The following is an 18,503-nucleotide window of genomic DNA, read 5'->3' as shown; positions in this document are numbered from 1 at the left end:
TAGCGGTCGGGCTTACGCCTTTTCCTTATCTTTTTCTTCTTTCGGAGTGACATCCTTGGCGATGTCAGCAGCCTGATCTTCGATCTCTTTCTTGCCGTCATCAACGCCTTTCTTGAACGCAGTGATGCCTTTGCCAACTTCGCCCATCAGCGACGAAATCTTGCCGCGACCGAACAGAACCAGCACGACGACGGCAATCAGAAGAAGGCCCGGAAGGCCGATATTGTTGAGCATGTTATTCTCCCTCACTGGACCGGCAAGGTGCCCGCCCACATGTATAGCGCCTGAAACATTTATTGCTTTGCGGGACAAGTTCAAAGCCCCAAAGCGAAAAACTGGCGGGAAAATGATGTGCAACAAGCGCGCAGGTGCGTTTTCTTGCCCATCAGGGGCGTTTACGCTCCTGCATTTTTACGCTCAACGCGAAAGGCTGGCAAATTGGCTATGGGCTGGGCGCATCCGGCCCCAGCCTATCGCTGTGCCGAAAGACAAAGCACCTGTCACGCCGAATCGCGATCCAAAGCGGCGTGCCGGGTTGGGGCAGAAACACCGAAGGAACCGAAGCGGTCAGGATTGATCCATCGCCTTCCATCCGGAAATCCACCAGGCTTTCCTTGCCGATGAAACGTGCACGGTCCACCAACGCGCGGGCCCAGACGCCATGGTCCTGGGTCGGGCTTGGCCCTTTCCCACCACGGTCAAAGTCGATCTTCAGGTGCTGCGGCCGGATCACGATGTCCACCTTGGCACCATCAGGCACACCGGGGGCCAGAAACTGCCCGAAAGCCGTTTCGGTCAATGCGCCCTCAACCACCCCTGAGATCACATTCACGTCCGAGAAAAACGCCGCCGCTTTTAGATCAACCGGCGCATTATAAAGGTTGTAGGGCGCGCCGCATTGTACGATCCGACCGTCCCGCATCAAGGCAATCTCGTCTGCCATGCGCATCGCTTCTTCCGGCTCATGCGTCACCAGAAGCACGGCTGCGCCTTCGTCTTTCAGGATACCAAGCGTTTCGTCCCGAATGCCGTCGCGCAGTCGGTTGTCCAGGCCCGAGAACGGCTCGTCCATCAGCATGATCGACGGGCGCGGGGCAAGCGCACGTGCCAGCGCCACCCGTTGCTGTTCGCCGCCCGACAGTTCATGCGGAAAGCTGTCGATGAACCGAACCAAGCCGACTCTTTCCAAGAGTTCACGCACACGCAGACGCTTTTCCGTGCGCGAGCCTTTCAACCCGAACGCCACGTTGTCGGCGACTGACAAATGAGGAAACAGCGCGAAATCCTGAAACATCAGGCCGATCTGGCGTTTTTCAGGGGGCAGGAACACGCCCGGGCCCGCCACCTGCCGTCCGTCGATCCACACTCCACCCGACGTCTGCTGATCCACCCCCGCAATGATCCGAAGCGTCGTAGATTTCCCGCATCCAGACGGGCCAAGCAGCCCCGTCACCTGCCCAGCCTGTAAGGACAGCGACACACCGCGCACAACGGGGCGACCACCGAAATCGCGGTGCAGGTCGCGTATCTCTAACCGCGCGTTGTTCACAGTGGCCCCATCCATCGTCGCAAGGTCGGTCCTTCGCTTGGCCCGCGAGGGCGGGCGATACCCGATGAATTTCATCGGATTTTCAAAAAAGGGCATATCAGCCCCGATTCTGACCCGCAAGCCCAACACCGGTTTTGTCGCAGATGCGACACAGCCCGCCCCCAGTCCGTCGCTTTCGGCCTAGCGTTGGCAGCCAAATTCCCGATGCTGGTCTCAATCCCCGAGGTTCCGATGCGTTTTTTGATATCCTTTGCACCGCTTCTTTTATCCGTCATCCTGTTGCAGTTGAGTTCGGGGGGCGTCGGGCCACTGGATGCCGTGTCAGGGCTGGGGCTGGGCTTCAGCAAGGCCGAGATCGGTTTGCTTGGTTCGGCACATTTCGTCGGCTTCTTTGTGGGCTGCTGGTGGGCGCCGCGCCTGATGGGCAGTGTCGGGCACGCGCGCGCCTTTGCCGGGTTCACCGCCATGGGCGCGATTGGCCTTCTGGCACATATGCTGTGGATTGCGCCCGTGCCGTGGGCGGTCATGCGAATCGCCACGGGCCTTAGCATCGCAGGTGCCTATACCGTGATCGAAGCATGGATGAATGCACGCATCACCAACGAAACCCGCGGTCGCGCGATGGGCGGCTATCGCCTTGTCGATCTGGGCGGATCGCTGGCCGCACAGCTGTTGATCGGTGTTTTAGAGCCCGCCCACTACGTGTCCTACAACGTGCTGGCCTTGACCTGTTGCGCGGCAATCCTGCCACTTGCGCTCACCCGCACACCACAACCCGTAACCCCCAGCGCGCCGCGGCTGCGACCCGCTCTTGCCTGGATCTGTTCACCTCTGGCCGTCGCCGGAGTGATCGTGGCAGGGATCACCTCGGCGGCGTTCCGAATGGTTGGCCCGGTCTATGGGCAAGAGGTCGGGCTGGCGACCGGGCAACTGGCGTGGTTCCTGGCGAGTTTCGTTCTGGGGGGCGCCTTGGCACAACTTCCCATCGGCTGGCTGGCCGACCGCTATGACCGCCGCTGGGTGCTGATTTGGCTGTCCGCCGCTGCGATCGCAAGCTGTGCTGTCACCGTCATGGCATCCGGGATAGGGCAAAGCGTCGCGTTCGTTACGGCGGGGCTGTTTGGCTTCACAACCTTCCCGATATTCTCGATCTCGGCGGCCCATGCCAACGACTTTGCCACCAGCGAACAACGGGTCGAACTGTCTGCAGCATTGATGTTTTTCTATGCGGTTGGTGCCATCGCCTCGCCATTGATGGCGTCCGGATTGATCGACAAGTTTGGCCCCCCGGCCCTGTTTGCGTTCATCGCTGTCGGGCATCTGGGCTTGATCATCTTCGGGCTGGCCCGCACCCGTCAGCGTCCAACGCGCGAGGTCCGCACACCCTACACCTATACGCCACGCACCTCGTTTTTCATGGGGCGGCTGTTCGGAAAGCTGCGCGACCGAACCTGACCCGACGCAACCGGCCCACATAACGCCGACCCTCTGGCAAAGCTGGGGGCCATGGCGTATACGGCGCAAAACCGTCTGATACCACCGCAGAACCGGAGCCCACATGAACCGCGTCCTTATCACCTCGGCGATCCCATACATCAACGGGATCAAGCACCTCGGCAATCTGGTTGGCTCGCAACTGCCGGCTGACCTTTACGCGCGCTACAACCGTGGTCGGGGTCGCGAGGTCATGTTCATCTGTGCGACCGACGAACACGGCACCCCCGCCGAACTGGCCGCCGCCAAGGCTGGCAAACCGGTGGCCGAGTTCTGCGCCGAGATGCACGCGGTACAATCGGAAATCGCAGATGGATTCCGCCTGTCGTTCGATAATTTCGGACGATCCTCGTCAGACCGGAACCACAAGCTGACCCAGCATTTCGCGGGAAAACTGGCCGAGAATGGTTTGATCGAGGAAGTCAGCGAAAAACAGGTCTATTCCAACGCCGACGGCCGTTTCCTGCCGGATCGCTATATCGAGGGCGAATGCCCCAACTGCGGCTATGACGGCGCGCGTGGCGACCAGTGCGAGAACTGCACCAAACAGCTGGACCCGACCGACCTGATCAACCCGCGCTCGGCCATTTCAGGGTCGACCGATCTGGAAGTGCGCGAGACCAAACATTTGTATCTGCGCCAGTCGAAGCTGAAGGACAAACTGGATCAGTGGATCGACACCAAGACGGACTGGCCCGTTTTGACCACGTCCATCGCCAAGAAATGGCTGCATGATGGTGACGGTCTGCAAGACCGGGGCATCACCCGCGATCTGGACTGGGGTGTGCCCGTCAAGAAGGGGGACGAGGATTGGCCCGGCATGGAAGGCAAGGTCTTTTATGTCTGGTTCGACGCCCCGATTGAATACATCGCGGCAACCGCCGAACTGGCCGACAAGCTGGGGGAAGGCGACGATTTCTGGCAGCGTTGGTGGCGCACCGACAAGGGTGCCGACGACGTGCGCTACGTGCAGTTCATGGGCAAGGACAACGTACCCTTCCATACATTGAGCTTCCCCGCGACCATCATGGGGTCGGGCGAGCCGTGGAAGCTGGTCGATTACATCAAATCGTTCAACTATCTGAACTATGATGGTGGGCAGTTCTCGACCTCCAAAGGTCGCGGCGTGTTCATGGATCAGGCGCTGTCGATCCTGCCCGCAGACTACTGGCGCTGGTGGCTCTTGAGCCACGCGCCGGAAAACTCGGATGCCGAGTTTACGTGGGAGAATTTCCAGACCAGCGTAAACAAAGATCTAGCCGACGTGCTGGGCAATTTCGTCAGCCGCGTGACCAAGTTCTGCCGCTCGAAATTCTCGGAAGCGGTGCCGGAAGGTGGCAGCTATGGTGATCTGGAAAGCGCACTGATAGCCGATCTAACCGCCAAAACCCGTTCATATGAAGCGCATATGGAAGCCATGGACGTGCGCAAAGCGGCGCAAGAGCTGCGCGGCATCTGGGTCGCGGGCAATGAATATCTGCAGACCGCTGCGCCGTGGACGACTTTCAAGACCAATCCTGATCAGGCAGCGGCTCAAATCCGTCTGGCCCTGAACCTGATCCGGTTCTACGCCGTGCTGTCTGCGCCCTTCATTCCGGATGCCGCCCAAACGATGCTCGCGGCAATGAATACCCAAGATGACAGTTGGCCCGACGACGTGCCCGCGGCCCTTGGTGCGCTGCCCGCCGGGCACAGTTTCACCGTGCCGGAGAACGTGTTCGCCAAGATCTCGGACGAGGATCGGGAAAGCTGGCAGGAACGCTTCGCTGGCACGCGCGATTGATCGTCCTGCCCCAAGCATACCGGATGTGGCGGGCGTAATGCGCGCTCGCACTACATCTGGCTTTTCACTTTCTTTTCCACCCAAACCGGTTATCTTTATCAAAGCATAACAATAACCGGGTATCTGCACCGGAACGATGAGCAGCAAGGGCAGCAAGAAATTGACGATCGCGAAGGGCAAGCCACGGCCGATACGGCTTTCACTCAGTGACAAGCGGTCAGTGCGCACCCAGTTTGGCGCGCTTCCCTATCGTCTGAAAGACGGCAAGGTCGAAATCTTGTTGATCACCACGCGCGGGTCGGGTCGTTGGATTCTGCCCAAGGGTTGGCCGATGGACGGCGAAACACCGGCTGGCTCCGCTGCGACGGAAGCATTCGAAGAAGCCGGAGTGGAAGGGAAGCTGAGCCACGATGTGCTGGGGTTCTATTCCTATTCGAAATCGCATGAAGGCGAGCGGTTGCCGTGCGTCGTCGCGGTCTTTCCCCTCAAGGTCAAGAAACAGCACAAATCCTTCCCGGAAAAGGGTCAAAGGCGGCGCAAGTGGGTATCGCAGAAGAAAGCCGCACAGCTGGTTTGGGAACCCGAACTGCGCCGCATCATCCGCACTTTCGACCCGTCGGGCGCCAAACAAGCCCGGTAAAGATTGCCGGATTATCTGCCGTGGCTTGCACCGATCGATCAGGATCGCCATATATAGTTAGCTAGGAAACTTCGGAAGAGATAATGATCCGATACGCCTTGAAATGCGACCAGAACCACACTTTTGAAAGCTGGTTCCAGAACGCCGCAGCCTTTGATGGGTTGCGCGCGGCAGGGCATGTCACCTGCCCGGATTGCGGGTCAGCCAAGGTGGAAAAAAGCCTGATGGCCCCCAAGGTGCGCCCGGCACGGGCGGCGGCCATGGCGCCAGTTCAGGCCAAACCCGGTGCACCAGCGTCGCTCGCCTCCCCCAATGCCGAAATCGAAGCTGAAATCGCCAGGCTGCGCGCCAAGGTGGAAGCTGAAAGTGAGTATGTCGGGGGATCGTTTGCCCGCGAAGCGCGCGCCATGCATCTGGGCGATGCCCCCGAACGATCCATCTATGGCGAAGCGAAACTGGCAGACGCCAAGGAATTGCTGGAAGATGGTGTGCCAGTGATGCCCCTTCCCTTTACGCCAACGCGTAAGGCGAACTAGGCCACCGACCCCACGACGTGTCACACGCAGTCTTGCGCTTTGTCCAATCACACCCTAAACACGCGCGAACACAGGAAAACGGACGAGATTTGGGGCCAAGATGCCAATTCTGGTGATGAAATTCGGCGGCACTTCGGTCGCCACTCTGGATCGGATTCACCGGGCCTCGAAACGGGTCGCGCGTGAAGTGGCGAATGGCTATGACGTGATCGTCATCGTGTCTGCGATGTCAGGCCGCACCAACGAACTGGTCGGATGGGTCGAAGAAACCTCGCCGCTGTTTGACGCCCGTGAATATGACGCCGTTGTCAGCTCTGGCGAGAACGTGACCGCAGGGCTGATGGCACTGCGCCTGCAGGAAATGGATGTTCCGGCCCGCAGCTGGCAGGGATGGCAGGTTCCGGTCAAGACCTCCGGCGTCCATTCGGCGGCGCGCATTAGAGACATCCCGAACGACAACATCATGGCGAAGTTCGGTGAAGGCATGCGCGTGGCTGTGGTGGCCGGATTTCAGGGCATTGCCGACGACGGACGCATCACCACCCTGGGACGTGGTGGATCGGATACGACGGCCGTGGCCTTCGCCGCCGCATTCAACGCCGAACGCTGCGATATCTATACCGATGTGGATGGCGTCTATACCACTGACCCGCGCATCTCGGATAAAGCCCGCAAGCTGGACCGCATTGCGTTCGAAGAAATGCTGGAACTTGCGTCGCTGGGTGCCAAAGTTCTGCAAACCCGTTCGGTCGAACTGGCAATGCGTTATAAAGTGAAGCTGCGGGTGCTCTCGAGCTTTGAAGAATATGACCCGGAAGCAGGCACACTGGTCTGCGACGAGGAGGATATCGTGGAAAGTAAAGTTGTTGCAGGCGTCGCCTATCAGCGCGACGAAGCCAAGATGACCCTGATCTCGGTGGCCGACCGCCCCGGCATCGCCTCGGCCATCTTTACCCCGCTGGCCGAAGCTGGCGTGAACGTCGACATGATCGTTCAGAACATCTCGGAAGAGGGTCGCACCGACATGACCTTCTCGTGCCCCGTCGATCAGGTCGCCCGCGCCGAAAAGGCAATGACAGACGCCAAGGCACGTGGTGATATCAACTTCCACGACATCGTGGCCGACAAGGACGTGGCCAAGGTGTCGGTCGTGGGTATCGGCATGCGCAGCCATACCGGGATCGCGGCCAAGATGTTTGACGTGCTGTCGAAAGAAGGCATCAACATCAAGGTCATCACCACCTCAGAGATCAAGATCTCGGTGCTGATCGACCGCAAATACATGGAACTGGCCGTGCAGGCACTGCATGATGCGTTCGAGTTAGAGAAAGCCTGATCCGCAACCGTTTGCCGTTCAGGCAAAGGAACCGCGACACATAGAACTTCCATTTTCGGTAGCATTTTCCATTTTATTCAGGATGGAGGGGCTGCGGGGTTTGTGGCGAACGGTCAGCGGTCCTTCGCGCGATGCGCCGCGAAGGTCGGGATTGAGCCCAAAGCGCGCTCTTACTGATATGCAGCGCATGTCGGCAAAGTCTGAATTGATACTTCAATAGAGCCCCCGCTCAAACTAGCGAACCATATACGCTGCCCTAACTTATCAAATCTAGGATCGATCTGGCAGGTATCAGCACTGGTCGCAGATAGTTTGGCAGTAAGTAGCGAGGACTGGAAACGTTAACGGAATAGCAGGGCCGAATGATTACGCGAGTCTCTTCCTCGTTTTTGAAGTGTAAAGGTTTTGTGAATGCTGACTCATCGATAGCCAAATGCGTCGTTCTTATACTATCTTCATCTTCGCATTGGGGCAGAATAATTTTGTCACTATATTTTACATCCTGAATGTCATCAAACATCGACAATCTTAACCCACGCATCTTGGGTACGCCAAATCCTGGCAATCCTGTAGGTCCAACTGTATCCTCGGAAATGTAGTTACCACCCACTACCTCACCCCACAATTCTCGAGTGATCGCTTGTAGAAACGAAGACATATTTTCAGGTTTAAGTGACCAACATGAGTCATATGAGGAATCGTTAATCACACTGTCTTGCGATCGGCTAAAGCTTAATACCCAAGCGTCAGCGCCTTCAAAGAGTATATCCAAGCAGCCCTCTATTTGAGTGCGATCTTCGAAAACATCTTGCAATTCAAACTGCCCTGTCGATGATACCATCCCGACGGTTCTGGTACCAGAAACTACTTTAGTCACGATATTCTGGGAGACTTTTGACCCGAACGGTATTGTTCCGAAAGTCAATCTGTTGAGCCAGGTTTTGGAAACCTCCATACGATCTTTGAACTTCAAGCTCACCCGAAATTTACCTTCGTATTCATCACGAACCGCACGATTTTCGTTAATGCGATATTCCGAAAGTGTCCCAATTCGAATACTAGTATCTTGAGCAGGTAGGTGAATTGATTTGCAGTGCTTGTAGAGCGTACCAAGGCGAAAGACATTGTCTCCTTTTGGCAATATTGGGTTAGCGTTTGACCCATCAATAATCATATTCTCTGAAAATATTCTCAAAACTATGGCCTTTCTTAATATGAATAAACGAGCCACCCTAACTCAATATTGGCAAGCGCACGGCCTTGGCATCTCTCCCAAGATGCTCAACCACGACCAGCGCCAGCGCCCAGTCGGGAGCTTCTGCAACCATGCTTAATGCAAGCATTGCCATTAGAAATACATTAAGCAATATCCTTCTTCTCCATTGATACAGTGAGGAGTTTGATAGGTTCGGTAGGTGGCCAAAATTCAATCCGACGCGTGAGCCACGATATCTACACTAGGCTTTAGCTACGATGGACAGTAAAGCGGCCATTGGCAGCTTGCACAGCGAATGGGAGCTATCGTCCGCACATCGGCCACTCGCCCCAAAGATCATCCAGCCTGCGGACAGGTGCAAACTGCCAAACCCATTGGCAAATTGCTGAAATGGCGCACAATTGCGCGACATGTCGCCACCTGAGCGAATTTAGGTGAAAAGAGCGCAAGGACTTTCTGGAAAATGTAATGCGCAGACATTACGGTAGGGTTCGTCCAAGTGGTTGGACGGGTTGCCCAATTGCGGGTGCCCGAAAGCGCCCACAGGAACAGGGAACGGTGAGAATGGCAGAAAGCCAGCAAACTGACAGTCGCAAGCTTCTGGTTAAGCTGCGCGAGACCCTTGCCTCTGCCTCGCAGGGTCAGGAACGTCTGGACAGAATCACGTCGTTGATTGCCGAAAGCCTTGGGGTCGAGGTGTGCTCGATCTATCTGTTCCGGGACAGTGAAACATTGGAGCTTTGCGCCACCGAAGGTTTGAAAGCCGAAGCGGTTCACCAGACACGCCTGCGCGTTGGTGAAGGTCTTGTCGGTCGCGTCGCCCGGCGCGGTCGCCCGATCAACACCAAGAACGCCCCGTCCGAACGTGGGTTCCGATACATGCCTGAAACAGGGGAAGAGATTTATTCCAGCTTCCTGGGCGTGCCGATCCAGCGTCTGGGCGAAAACCTTGGCGTACTGGTCATTCAGTCCAAGGACGAACGCGAGTATTCGGCGGACGAACTTTACGGGCTCGAAGTTGTCGCCATGGTGCTGGCCGAAATGACCGAGCTGGGTGCCTTTGTTGGCGAAGGCGAAGCGATGGGGGCCCTGCACCAACGCGCCACCACTTTCACCGGTGGCATCGGACAAGAAGGTGCTGCCGAAGGCCATGTCTGGCTGCATGACCCGCGCGTTGTCGTGACCAACCCTGTCGCCGATGACCCGGACGCGGAAAAGGCGCGCCTGCACGACGGCATTGGGCAATTGCGGGTGTCGGTCGATGAGCTTCTGGCCAACACGCTGACCAAGGACAAAGACCAGATGCAGGTCCTTGAGGCCTATCGGATGTTTGCCAACTCGAAGGGCTGGCAACGCCGGATGGAAGAAGACATTGATCGCGGCCTGTCCGCCGAAGCCGCCGTCGAAAAAGAGCAATCCGCCGCCCGCGCCCGGATGAGCCAGGTGCCAGACGCCTATCTGCGCGAACGCCTGCATGATCTGGACGACCTGTCCAACCGGCTGCTGCGCATCCTGACGGGCCAAGGCAAGGAAACCGGCGCGGAAATGCCCGAGAACCCGATCCTGATCGCCACCAATATCGGCCCCGGCGAGTTGCTGGAATATGGGCGCGGGTTACGCGGGATCGTGCTTGAGGAAGGTTCGATCGCCAGCCACGCGGCCATCGTTGCCCGCGCGCTCGCAATTCCGCTGATTGTGCAGGCGGGCCGTATCTCGACCGAAGCCCTGAATGGCGATCATATCCTTGTGGATGGGGAAAACGGGATCGTCCACCTGCGCCCGGAAGAGACCGTGGTGACCGCCTTCCGTGACAAGATGGCGATGGAGGCGGCGCAACAGGAACGTTATCGCAGCCTACGGGACAAACCCGCCATGGGCCTGTGTGGCACCGAGGTGCAACTGCATATGAACGCAGGGTTGATGGCCGACCTGCCCTCGCTTGAAAACTCTGGCGCTGCCGGCGTGGGCCTGTTCCGAACCGAGCTTCAGTTCCTGACCGTGGATCGCGTGCCCCGTCGCGGTGATCTGGCCGCCACCTATGCCCGTGTTCTGGACGCCGCCAAGGGCAAACGGGTGGTGTTTCGCACGCTGGACATCGGGTCGGACAAAGTGCTGCCCTACATGAACCCCTTGGACGAACCTAACCCCGCCCTTGGCTGGCGGGCCATCCGGGTCGGGCTGGACAAGCCCGGCGTCATGCGGATGCAGTTGCAGGCGCTGATCCGGGCTGCTGCCGGTCGCAATCTTAGCGTGATGTTCCCGTTCATTGCCCAGACTGACGAGTTTCGTGACGCCCGTGAAATGGTGCTGGCCGAGATCGAACGTGAACGCGCGCTTGGCCACATCCTGCCCGAAAAAATCGAGATCGGCGCCATGCTGGAAACCCCCTCGATGGTGTTTGCCCCACAGCAGTTCTTTGAGATGGCCGATTTCATCTCGGTTGGCGGCAATGATCTGAAGCAGTTCTTTTTCGCGGCTGACCGCGAGAACGAGCGTGTGCGCCGCCGTTATGACACCCTGAATGTGTCCTTTCTGAACCTGATCGAAGAAATTGTCACCCGATGCGACGCCGCCCGCACACCGCTCAGCTTTTGCGGAGAAGACGCAGGTCGTCCCATTGAAGCAGTCTGTTTTGCTGCTTTGGGTATGCGGCACCTGTCCATGCGCCCGGCTTCGATCGGACCGGTCAAGCATTTGATACGGCGAACAAATCTTCTTGAGCTTCGCGATGTCATCGACGAAGCACGCCTGTCCGGGGCACAATCTGTCCGCCCGGCAGTGCTGGAACATTTGACGCGCAAGAAACCGGCCCGACCTTCAGTCGCCGTCTAAGGATTGATGAAAATTTTCGGCAGTTATCACTTTGTTCACCAGTTTGGAACAAAACTGGAACAGAACAAGGAGAACCCTCATGCCGATCAGTCTTATCATCACCGGAATATTCACTGGAACCGCGGCGGCGGCGCTCGCACTCAGCTTTGACATAGGGGCGGTCTGGGCGTTTTTGTCCTATGCGCTGTCCGGCGCCCTTGCCGTGCTGGGCGCAGCGGTCATCACGTCGGTTCGGCGCAACATCTGGCCGCGCAAAACCTGGCATGATCGGCTGACCCGAATGGCCAGCCAGTCCGGCGGCACTCATCAGGTCGATCTGTTCGCTGCCGTCAAGCGGGACCGTCAGGTGCGGATGTGATCCGCATGACCTTGCCGGTGACGCCGTCCCAGGTGCCATTCTGTAAACGATAGGCCAAAACGCGATCCGGGTTGGTCGGGGGCGGCATCTCAACATCCCTGAGCTTCGAGAAACCGAACCGGGAATAATACGGTGCGTCCCCCACCAGCATCACCCGCTCCATCCCCAGATCCTGTGCCACCAAAAGGCTTTCCCGGATCAGGTGCCCCCCCAAACCTTCACCCTGCCGGGTGGGGTGAACCGCAACCGGCCCAAGCAACAATGCGTCATGCGCTTCGTGATCTCCAACAATCGAGACGGGCCAATACCGGATCGCACCTGCCAGTATTCCCGCGTCATCACGCGCAACCAAAGACAGACGCGCCACGGGGGCGACCCCGTCCCGCAGGCGATAGGATGACAAGGCCTCACGCCCCGGTGCGAAACACAGATCATAAAGTGCTTCGACGTCCCACCAGTCTTCGTCGGTTTCTTCTGTCAGGTGGTACACCCGCTGCCCCTCGCCTTCTGTCGTCCTTTGCTGCTATCACGGCATGACGCGGAAAAGGAAGGGAGAAGCGGGTGTTCTATGAACCGAAAAACGGGCACGGGCTGCCCCATAACCCATTCAACGCGTTGATTGTCCCGCGTCCCATCGCGTGGATATCCACGCGCGGGGCAGATGGGTCCGAGAACCTTGCACCCTATTCCTTTTTCAACGGGGTCGCGTATGACCCGCCACAAGTGATGTTTGCGTCGACCTCGGGCAAGGGCGACCGCGATCTGGGCAAGGATACGTTGGACAATATCAATGCGACCGGTGTGTTCTGCGTCCACATGGTTGGCGCAAATCTGACAGACGCGATGAACACCTCCTCGGGCAGCTATCCACGCGATACAGACGAGATTTCGCTGACGGGGCTGGAACGGGTCGAATGCACGACGATCGCCGCCTCGCGCCTGCCCGCAGCGCCCGCTGCACTTGAATGCAAGCTGACCCAGATCACCCGCCTGCCGGGTGAAGAAAACCTCGTCTGTTTCGGCGAGGTTACGGGTATTCATCTGCGCGACGACTGCATGGTGGACGGGATGTTTGACATCACACGTGCCCGCCCATTGGCGCGGCTTGGTTATCGCGACTACACGGTGGTGGAAGACAAGTTCACCCTGAACCGTCCAGGCGAATAGACGCGGGGACACCCACCTGATATGCTGACACTCCAACCATGGAGGGTGACATGAACAAAACGGCCTGATGTCTTCATTTCTTATCTTGTAGGAGGTCACATGCCGTTTTCTCTGCCTGACGCCGCGCGCGTCCATCCCGTCACCCTGCCCGATGGATCCATCCATGAAGGCACGGTGTTCCTGTCAAACGTCATAGATCGGCCCAATATTGAGGTGGGCGATTTCACCTATGCCTCGGATTTCGATCCGCCGCCGGCTGACGGCTGGGCTGCACGACTGGCCCCGTATCACTTCCCGATGTCCGCGGGGCGGTTGATCATCGGCAGGTTCTGCCAGATCGCCCACGGGGTGCGCTTCATCACGGCTGCGGCCAATCACGCCTATGCCGGGCTGACCAGCTTTCCCTTCGGCATCTTTGCACTGGATCAGGAAATCATGGCGCAGCCCGACAGCCGCGACACGAAGATCGGTCACGATGTGTGGCTGGGCTATGGCGCGATGGTCTGCCCCGCCGTCACCATTGGCAACGGTGCCATCATCGGCACGGGGGCTGTCGTGCGTGACGATGTGCCCGATTATGCGATTGTGTCTGGCAATCCGGCTCAGCTTGTCAGGATGCGCCTGTCGCCTGCGGATATCGACCGGATGAACCGGCTTGCGTGGTGGGACTGGCCGGTCGAGCAGATCGCCCGCGCGCGGGATGCGCTGGAAGCGGGCGATCTGGACGCATTGGAGGCGCTGGCGCCGAAGCCTTAGTGGCTGCCCAGAATACCCGTGCGCACCGAATAGTCGACGGCGACCTCGTAATCGGGGTCGTCGTCGCTGTCGATCATCAGGTGCCCCGCCTTGGTCAGTAACCGGTGACAATCGCGGCTGAGGTGGCGCAGTTGGATCTTCTTGCCCGCCGCTTCGTATTTCTGCGCCACGGCCTCGATTGCCTGCAACGCGGACTGGTCGACAACACGCGACCGCTCAAACTCGATCACCACCAGATCGGGGTCGTTTTTCACGTCGAACAGCTCGATGAACCCGTCGGACGAAGCAAAGAACAACGGCCCTTCGATCTCATAGACCTTTCTGCCGCCTTCATCGCGCGTCACGGCATGAATTCGTGCTGCCGCGTTCCAAGCATAAGCCAGCGCCGACACGATCACGCCCACAACCACGGCCACAGCAAGGTCTTCGTAAACCGTTACGGCCGTGACCAGAAGGATAACGAACGCGTCGGTCTTGGGCACCCGGCGCAGGATGGTCAGAGAGTTCCAGGCAAACGTGCCGATCACCACCATGAACATCACGCCAACAAGGGCGGCAAGCGGGATCATCTCGATCCACGAAGACGCCGCCACGATGAACAGCAACAGGAACAGCGCCGCCGCGATCCCCGCGATGCGCGTGCGCCCGCCGGACTTCACGTTGATCATCGACTGCCCGATCATCGCGCAGCCGCCCATGCCGCCGAAAAAGCCGGTGACAACATTGGCGGTGCCCTGCGCGATACATTCCTGCGAGGCCCCGCCGCGATGGCCCGTCATCTCGCCCACAAGGTTCAGGGTCAGCAGGCTTTCGATCAGGCCAATCGCAGCAAGAATCACCGCATAGGGCAGGATGATCCACAAGGTCTCAAGCGTGAAAGGGGCCAGCATGGCGGGCGGATAAATCCCTTCGCCGGTGCCAAACGGGATGTGGAAGCTGGGCAAGCCGCCCTTGATCGACGCCATGTCGCCCACCGTGGGCACGTCGATCCCGAAGGCAATCACGATCCCGGCAACGATCCCGATCCCGGCCAGCGGGGCGGGAACGAACTTGGTCAGCTTGGGCATCCCCCAGATGATCAACATGGTCAGCCCGACAAGCCCCAACATGCTGTAAAGCGGCAGGCCGGTCAGCCATTCGTCGGTGTTGTCGGGGTTCTTGAACTGGGTAAGCTGGGCCAGGAAAATGACGATCGCCAGCCCGTTCACGAAGCCCAGCATCACCGGATGCGGCACAAGGCGGATGAACTTGCCCCAGTGCATGACACCGGCAAACACCTGCAGAAGTCCCATCAGGATCACCGTGGCAAACAGGTATTCGACCCCATGTTTTGCCACCAGCGCCACCATGACCACGGCCAAGGCACCCGTCGCGCCCGAGATCATGCCGGGCCGCCCGCCGATCACAGCGGTGATCAGACCGACCAGAAACGCCGCATAAAGCCCCACCAGCGGATGCACCCCAGCCACGAAGGCAAACGCCACGGCTTCCGGCACAAGGGCCAAAGCCACGGTCAGGCCCGACAGCACCTCGATCTTGATCCGGTTGGGCGTCAGGTCTTCGGATTGCGACAGGCGCAGATCGGGACGTTCAATTCGATTGGCAAATCTTGCCAGCAGGGCACGGGCCACGGGTCACCTCGTTTGGGGAAATCTGTTCGCGATGCGCGCTGACTACAGGCATTCGGGGTCGTAAACAATGCCTCTTGCGGGAAACCGCCCTGCATTTGCCGCATGGCAACAGGAACAAGCGCAGGATAATGTGACCCCAACTGCGGAAGGAGACAGGCATGAACACGCATATCGGGATCATCGGCGGGTCCGGCATTTACGAGATCGACGGGCTGGACAGCGCCGGTTGGCACAGCGTCGACAGCCCTTGGGGCACCCCGTCCGACCACATCCTGACCGGGCATCTGGACGGGGTGAAGATGTCCTTTCTGCCCCGCCACGGGCGCGGCCATGTTCATGCGCCGTCCGATGTGCCCTATCGCGCCAATATCGACGCGCTGAAGCGGCTGGGCGTGACCGATGTGATCAGCGTGTCGGCCTGCGGGTCGTTCCGCGAGGATATGGTGCCGGGCGATTTTGTGATTGTGGATCAATTCATTGACCGCACCTTTGCCCGGCCGAAAAGCTTCTTCGGCTCGGGCTGTGTGGCGCATGTGGGCTTTGCCCATCCCACCTGCCCGCGCCTGTCCACGGCCTGTGCAAGCTCCGCCCGTGCGGCGGGTGTCACGGTGCATGAGGGTGGCACCTATCTGGCCATGGAAGGCCCGCAGTTCTCCACGCTGGCCGAAAGCCGTCTGTATCGCGACCAGTGGGGCGCGGATGTGATCGGCATGACCAACATGCCCGAGGCCAAGCTCGCTCGCGAGGCCGAGCTTTGCTATGCCTCGGTCGCGATGGTCACGGATTACGACTGCTGGCACCCCGACCATGACGAAGTTGACGTGGCACAGGTCATCGCCACCCTGACCGGCAATGGTGACAAGGCAAAGCGCATGGTGGCCGGATTGCCGGGGCTGCTGGGGACGAAGCGTGCGCCCTGCCCACATGGTTGCGACCGGGCACTTGACATGGCGATCATGACCGCACCTGACAAGCGCGACCCTGCCTTGTTGGACAAGCTGGACGCCATCGCCGGGCGGGTACTGTGACCACGCGCCGCTTGCGTCATTGACCGGATTGCGCCACACAAATGGCGACCAAATCAGCGAAGGGCGTTCCCATGAACAAGGGCAAGACCGTCAAGGATTACATCCGCACCATCGTCGACTTCCCGCACGAAGGCATCCTGTTTCGCGATGTGACCACCCTGTTTGCGGATCCACGCGGCTTTCGTATGGCGGTCGATCAGATGCTGCACCCCTATGCTGGCGAACAGATCGACAAGGTGATCGGGCTTGAGGCACGCGGCTTCATTCTGGGCGGCGCGATTGCGCACCAACTGACGCTTGGTTTTGTGCCGATCCGCAAAAAGGGCAAATTGCCCGGCGCCACGCTGTCGCAAGCCTATACGCTGGAATATGGCGAGGCGGTCGTGGAAATCCATGACGACGCGATCCAGCCCGGTGAGAAAATTCTGCTGGTCGATGACCTTCTGGCCACTGGGGGCACGGCTGAAGCCGGGATCAAACTGATCGAGCGACTGGGCGGCGAGATTGTTGGATGCGCCTTCATCGTTGACCTGCCTGAACTGGGCGGGCGCAAATTGCTTGAGAGCATGGGCATGGATGTCCATGTCCTGTGCGAATTTGAGGGGGTGTAACCTCTTGTTTACCCTCAGACGTTAGTGTCGTCCGCGCCTGACAGGGTTCAGGCGCTGCTTGCTGGCATGATAATTCGTGCAATGCCCTGCCCTACCCAGGCAGGGCATTTACTTTTGCTGCAAATTGGTAGCTTTTTGAAAGCGCTCGCCTAGTTAAAGATCACGCCGGGATTCATGATCTCCATTGGGTCAAGCGCATCTTTGATCTTGCGCATCGCAGCCAATCGCGCGGGATCGCCATAACGCCTTAACTCTGCCGGCTTCAGGCGACCGATACCATGCTCGGCGCTGAACGATCCGTCGAACTGTTGCACCAAACCATAGACGATGTCGCGAATCTGCTGCCGCATCGCAATGAAATCTGCAGCCACCTGGCCGTCGGGTGGAAACACGTTGTAGTGCAGATTGCCATCGCCAAGATGGCCAAAAGCGTTGACCCGAAACGTGCCAGCGCGCGCCAGATCCGCGTCAGCCTTATGCAGAAAATCCGCGATTGCCGACAGGGGAAGAGAGATATCGTGCGAGCTGATCGCGCCGACGGCCTTGTTGGCCAGCGGGATTTCCTCGCGCAGCTTCCAAAGCGCCGTGCGCTGACCGTCGCTTTGGGCGATCACGCCATCATCGGTCAGCCCGGCGCTTTCGGCATCGACGAACAGCGTCGCCAACTCGGCTTCCGGGTCTTGCCCCGGCCCCAGCCCCAACTCGATCAGGACCGACCAGTCGGGGCGGGCGGTGAACGGTTGCGGTCCGCCCATGCCCGCAGCGGCAAGAAAATCCAGCCCGGTTCCCTTGATCAGTTCAAATGCGCTGATCCCCTGCCCCAACCGATCCTGTGCCAAGGCCAACAGATCAAGTGCCGCAGCCGGATCGCGGACGTTCAGGAACGCAGTGCCCTGCCGCGCTGGTTTGGGAAAGAGCCGCAGGCTCGCGGCAGTGATCACACCCAGCGTTCCCTCGGCACCGCATAAAAGCGCACGCAGGTCAAACCCGGTATTGTCCTTGCGCAGTCGCCTCAGACCATGGTGGACCGATCCGTCAGGCAACACGGCCTCGACCCCAAGGCACAGATCGCGGGCCGATCCATAGCGCAGCACGTTCACCCCGCCTGCATTGGTGGACAGACACCCGCCAATGCGGCACGATCCCTCGGACGCCAACGACAGGGGGAAAAGCCGTCCCGCCGCACCAGCCGCCGCCTGAACATCGGCGAGGATCGCCCCTGCCTCGGCCACCAACACGTTCTCTGACGGGTGCACGGCGCGGATGCGGGTCATCCGCTCAAGGCTCAGGATCACTGGCGCCCCGCCGGGCATGATCTGCCCGCCCACCAGTCCGGTGCCACCACCGAAAGGCACCACCGGCACGCGGGCCGCAGCGCATTCGCGAACGATCGCCGACACCTCGTCCACCGAGGATGGCGCAAGCACCAATCCACCCTCACCGTGAAACAACCCGCGTGGTTCTTCCTGATAGGTTGGGGTCAAGGGACGAAACACCTGATCGGGCAGCAAAGCGCGAAGCCTTGTCTCGAACGCACTGTCCACTGACTTCAGATCGCCCATGATC

General features: G+C 59.2%; 18 protein-coding genes. 12 read left to right on the top strand and 6 right to left on the bottom strand.

Annotated features, from left to right (window positions below; genetic code table 11):
* Positions 1-12 precede the first annotated feature (12 nt).
* On the bottom strand, positions 13-234 hold the full coding sequence (locus tag J3R80_RS14785) for a twin-arginine translocase TatA/TatE family subunit (RefSeq protein WP_275394561.1): 222 nt from the start codon (positions 232-234) through the stop codon (positions 13-15).
* Between the two features lie 208 nt (positions 235-442).
* Positions 443-1,564: an ABC transporter ATP-binding protein gene (locus tag J3R80_RS14780; RefSeq protein WP_275394708.1), complete on the bottom strand. Its 1,122-nt coding sequence runs from the start codon at positions 1,562-1,564 to the stop codon at positions 443-445.
* Between the two features lie 216 nt (positions 1,565-1,780).
* Here J3R80_RS14780 and J3R80_RS14775 point away from each other — a divergent pair, with 216 nt between their 5' ends.
* The 5 genes from J3R80_RS14775 to J3R80_RS14755 all read left to right on the top strand — a co-directional run bounded on the left by J3R80_RS14775 (position 1,781) and on the right by J3R80_RS14755 (position 7,338).
* On the top strand, positions 1,781-3,004 hold the full coding sequence (locus J3R80_RS14775) for an MFS transporter (protein ID WP_275394560.1): 1,224 nt from the start codon (positions 1,781-1,783) through the stop codon (positions 3,002-3,004).
* Positions 3,005-3,107: 103 nt separating this feature from the next.
* Entirely contained in the window at positions 3,108-4,826 is a 1,719-nt protein-coding gene (gene metG / locus J3R80_RS14770) for a methionine--tRNA ligase (protein ID WP_275394559.1), read from the top strand.
* A gap of 160 nt (positions 4,827-4,986) precedes the next feature.
* Positions 4,987-5,466 (top strand): NUDIX hydrolase, encoded by a 480-nt coding sequence (locus J3R80_RS14765; RefSeq protein WP_275394558.1) that lies wholly within the window; start codon positions 4,987-4,989, stop codon positions 5,464-5,466.
* Between the two features lie 83 nt (positions 5,467-5,549).
* Positions 5,550-6,002 carry a DUF1178 family protein gene (locus tag J3R80_RS14760; RefSeq protein ID WP_275394557.1) on the top strand — a complete coding sequence of 151 codons (453 nt, stop codon included), beginning with the start codon at positions 5,550-5,552 and terminating at the stop codon, positions 6,000-6,002.
* 100 nt (positions 6,003-6,102) lie between these two features.
* On the top strand, positions 6,103-7,338 hold the full coding sequence (locus J3R80_RS14755) for an aspartate kinase (RefSeq protein WP_275394556.1): 1,236 nt from the start codon (positions 6,103-6,105) through the stop codon (positions 7,336-7,338).
* A gap of 256 nt (positions 7,339-7,594) precedes the next feature.
* On the opposite strand, the gene J3R80_RS14750 is transcribed toward J3R80_RS14755, so the two are convergent.
* On the bottom strand, positions 7,595-8,569 hold the full coding sequence (locus tag J3R80_RS14750) for a hypothetical protein (RefSeq protein WP_275394555.1): 975 nt from the start codon (positions 8,567-8,569) through the stop codon (positions 7,595-7,597).
* A gap of 280 nt (positions 8,570-8,849) precedes the next feature.
* On the opposite strand from J3R80_RS14750, the gene J3R80_RS14745 reads away from it, so the two are divergent.
* The 3 genes from J3R80_RS14745 to J3R80_RS14735 all read left to right on the top strand — a co-directional run bounded on the left by J3R80_RS14745 (position 8,850) and on the right by J3R80_RS14735 (position 11,744).
* On the top strand, positions 8,850-8,978 hold the full coding sequence (locus J3R80_RS14745; RefSeq protein WP_275394554.1) for a hypothetical protein: 129 nt from the start codon (positions 8,850-8,852) through the stop codon (positions 8,976-8,978).
* 140 nt (positions 8,979-9,118) lie between these two features.
* A complete protein-coding gene (gene ptsP / locus J3R80_RS14740) occupies positions 9,119-11,386 on the top strand; it encodes a phosphoenolpyruvate--protein phosphotransferase (protein WP_275394553.1) in 2,268 nt (755 codons plus the stop codon).
* A 79-nt stretch (positions 11,387-11,465) separates the two neighbouring features.
* On the top strand, positions 11,466-11,744 hold the full coding sequence (locus J3R80_RS14735; protein WP_275394552.1) for a hypothetical protein: 279 nt from the start codon (positions 11,466-11,468) through the stop codon (positions 11,742-11,744).
* On the opposite strand, the gene J3R80_RS14730 is transcribed toward J3R80_RS14735, so the two are convergent.
* Positions 11,716-12,234: an N-acetyltransferase gene (locus J3R80_RS14730; protein WP_275394551.1), complete on the bottom strand. Its 519-nt coding sequence runs from the start codon at positions 12,232-12,234 to the stop codon at positions 11,716-11,718. The genes J3R80_RS14735 and J3R80_RS14730 overlap by 29 nt on opposite strands.
* A 71-nt stretch (positions 12,235-12,305) precedes the next feature.
* Here J3R80_RS14730 and J3R80_RS14725 point away from each other — a divergent pair, with 71 nt between their 5' ends.
* A complete protein-coding gene (locus tag J3R80_RS14725) occupies positions 12,306-12,911 on the top strand; it encodes a flavin reductase family protein (RefSeq protein ID WP_275394550.1) in 606 nt (201 codons plus the stop codon).
* 99 nt (positions 12,912-13,010) lie between these two features.
* Positions 13,011-13,667 carry a CatB-related O-acetyltransferase gene (locus tag J3R80_RS14720; protein WP_275394549.1) on the top strand — a complete coding sequence of 219 codons (657 nt, stop codon included), beginning with the start codon at positions 13,011-13,013 and terminating at the stop codon, positions 13,665-13,667.
* On the opposite strand, the gene J3R80_RS14715 is transcribed toward J3R80_RS14720, so the two are convergent.
* Positions 13,664-15,298: a SulP family inorganic anion transporter gene (locus tag J3R80_RS14715; RefSeq protein ID WP_275394548.1), complete on the bottom strand. Its 1,635-nt coding sequence runs from the start codon at positions 15,296-15,298 to the stop codon at positions 13,664-13,666. The genes J3R80_RS14720 and J3R80_RS14715 overlap by 4 nt on opposite strands.
* A 158-nt stretch (positions 15,299-15,456) precedes the next feature.
* Here J3R80_RS14715 and J3R80_RS14710 point away from each other — a divergent pair, with 158 nt between their 5' ends.
* Positions 15,457-16,326 (top strand): S-methyl-5'-thioadenosine phosphorylase, encoded by an 870-nt coding sequence (locus J3R80_RS14710; RefSeq protein ID WP_275394547.1) that lies wholly within the window; start codon positions 15,457-15,459, stop codon positions 16,324-16,326.
* 71 nt (positions 16,327-16,397) lie between these two features.
* The gene (locus J3R80_RS14705; RefSeq protein WP_275394546.1) at positions 16,398-16,937 is read left to right on the top strand and encodes an adenine phosphoribosyltransferase; all 540 of its coding nucleotides are present in this window, start codon (positions 16,398-16,400) and stop codon (positions 16,935-16,937) included.
* Between the two features lie 149 nt (positions 16,938-17,086).
* Here J3R80_RS14705 and J3R80_RS14700 read toward each other — a convergent pair whose 3' ends face one another.
* Complete coding sequence (locus tag J3R80_RS14700) at positions 17,087-18,499, bottom strand: FAD-binding oxidoreductase (protein WP_275394545.1); 1,413 nt, start codon at positions 18,497-18,499, stop codon at positions 17,087-17,089.
* Between the last annotated feature and the right edge of the window lie 4 nt (positions 18,500-18,503).

The organism is Aliiroseovarius sp. Z3, from assembly GCF_029105185.1.
Lineage (GTDB): Bacteria > Pseudomonadota > Alphaproteobacteria > Rhodobacterales > Rhodobacteraceae > Aliiroseovarius.
This window is presented reverse-complemented; position numbering and strand designations above follow the sequence as displayed.

What these genes read in the sequence shown, in the direction of transcription:
- J3R80_RS14755 (WP_275394556.1), top strand. Translation starts at nt 6,103, where the DNA reads ATGCCAATTCTGGTGATGAAATTCGGCGGCACTTCGGTCGCCACTCTG.
- J3R80_RS14710 (WP_275394547.1), top strand. Translation starts at nt 15,457, where the DNA reads ATGAACACGCATATCGGGATCATCGGCGGGTCCGGCATTTACGAGATC.
- ptsP (WP_275394553.1), top strand. Translation starts at nt 9,119, where the DNA reads ATGGCAGAAAGCCAGCAAACTGACAGTCGCAAGCTTCTGGTTAAGCTG.
- J3R80_RS14700 (WP_275394545.1), bottom strand. Translation starts at nt 18,499, where the DNA reads ATGGGCGATCTGAAGTCAGTGGACAGTGCGTTCGAGACAAGGCTTCGC.
- J3R80_RS14785 (WP_275394561.1), bottom strand. Translation starts at nt 234, where the DNA reads ATGCTCAACAATATCGGCCTTCCGGGCCTTCTTCTGATTGCCGTCGTC.
- J3R80_RS14780 (WP_275394708.1), bottom strand. Translation starts at nt 1,564, where the DNA reads ATGGATGGGGCCACTGTGAACAACGCGCGGTTAGAGATACGCGACCTG.
- J3R80_RS14745 (WP_275394554.1), top strand. Translation starts at nt 8,850, where the DNA reads ATGGGAGCTATCGTCCGCACATCGGCCACTCGCCCCAAAGATCATCCA.
- J3R80_RS14705 (WP_275394546.1), top strand. Translation starts at nt 16,398, where the DNA reads ATGAACAAGGGCAAGACCGTCAAGGATTACATCCGCACCATCGTCGAC.
- J3R80_RS14775 (WP_275394560.1), top strand. Translation starts at nt 1,781, where the DNA reads ATGCGTTTTTTGATATCCTTTGCACCGCTTCTTTTATCCGTCATCCTG.
- J3R80_RS14735 (WP_275394552.1), top strand. Translation starts at nt 11,466, where the DNA reads ATGCCGATCAGTCTTATCATCACCGGAATATTCACTGGAACCGCGGCG.
- J3R80_RS14720 (WP_275394549.1), top strand. Translation starts at nt 13,011, where the DNA reads ATGCCGTTTTCTCTGCCTGACGCCGCGCGCGTCCATCCCGTCACCCTG.
- metG (WP_275394559.1), top strand. Translation starts at nt 3,108, where the DNA reads ATGAACCGCGTCCTTATCACCTCGGCGATCCCATACATCAACGGGATC.
- J3R80_RS14760 (WP_275394557.1), top strand. Translation starts at nt 5,550, where the DNA reads ATGATCCGATACGCCTTGAAATGCGACCAGAACCACACTTTTGAAAGC.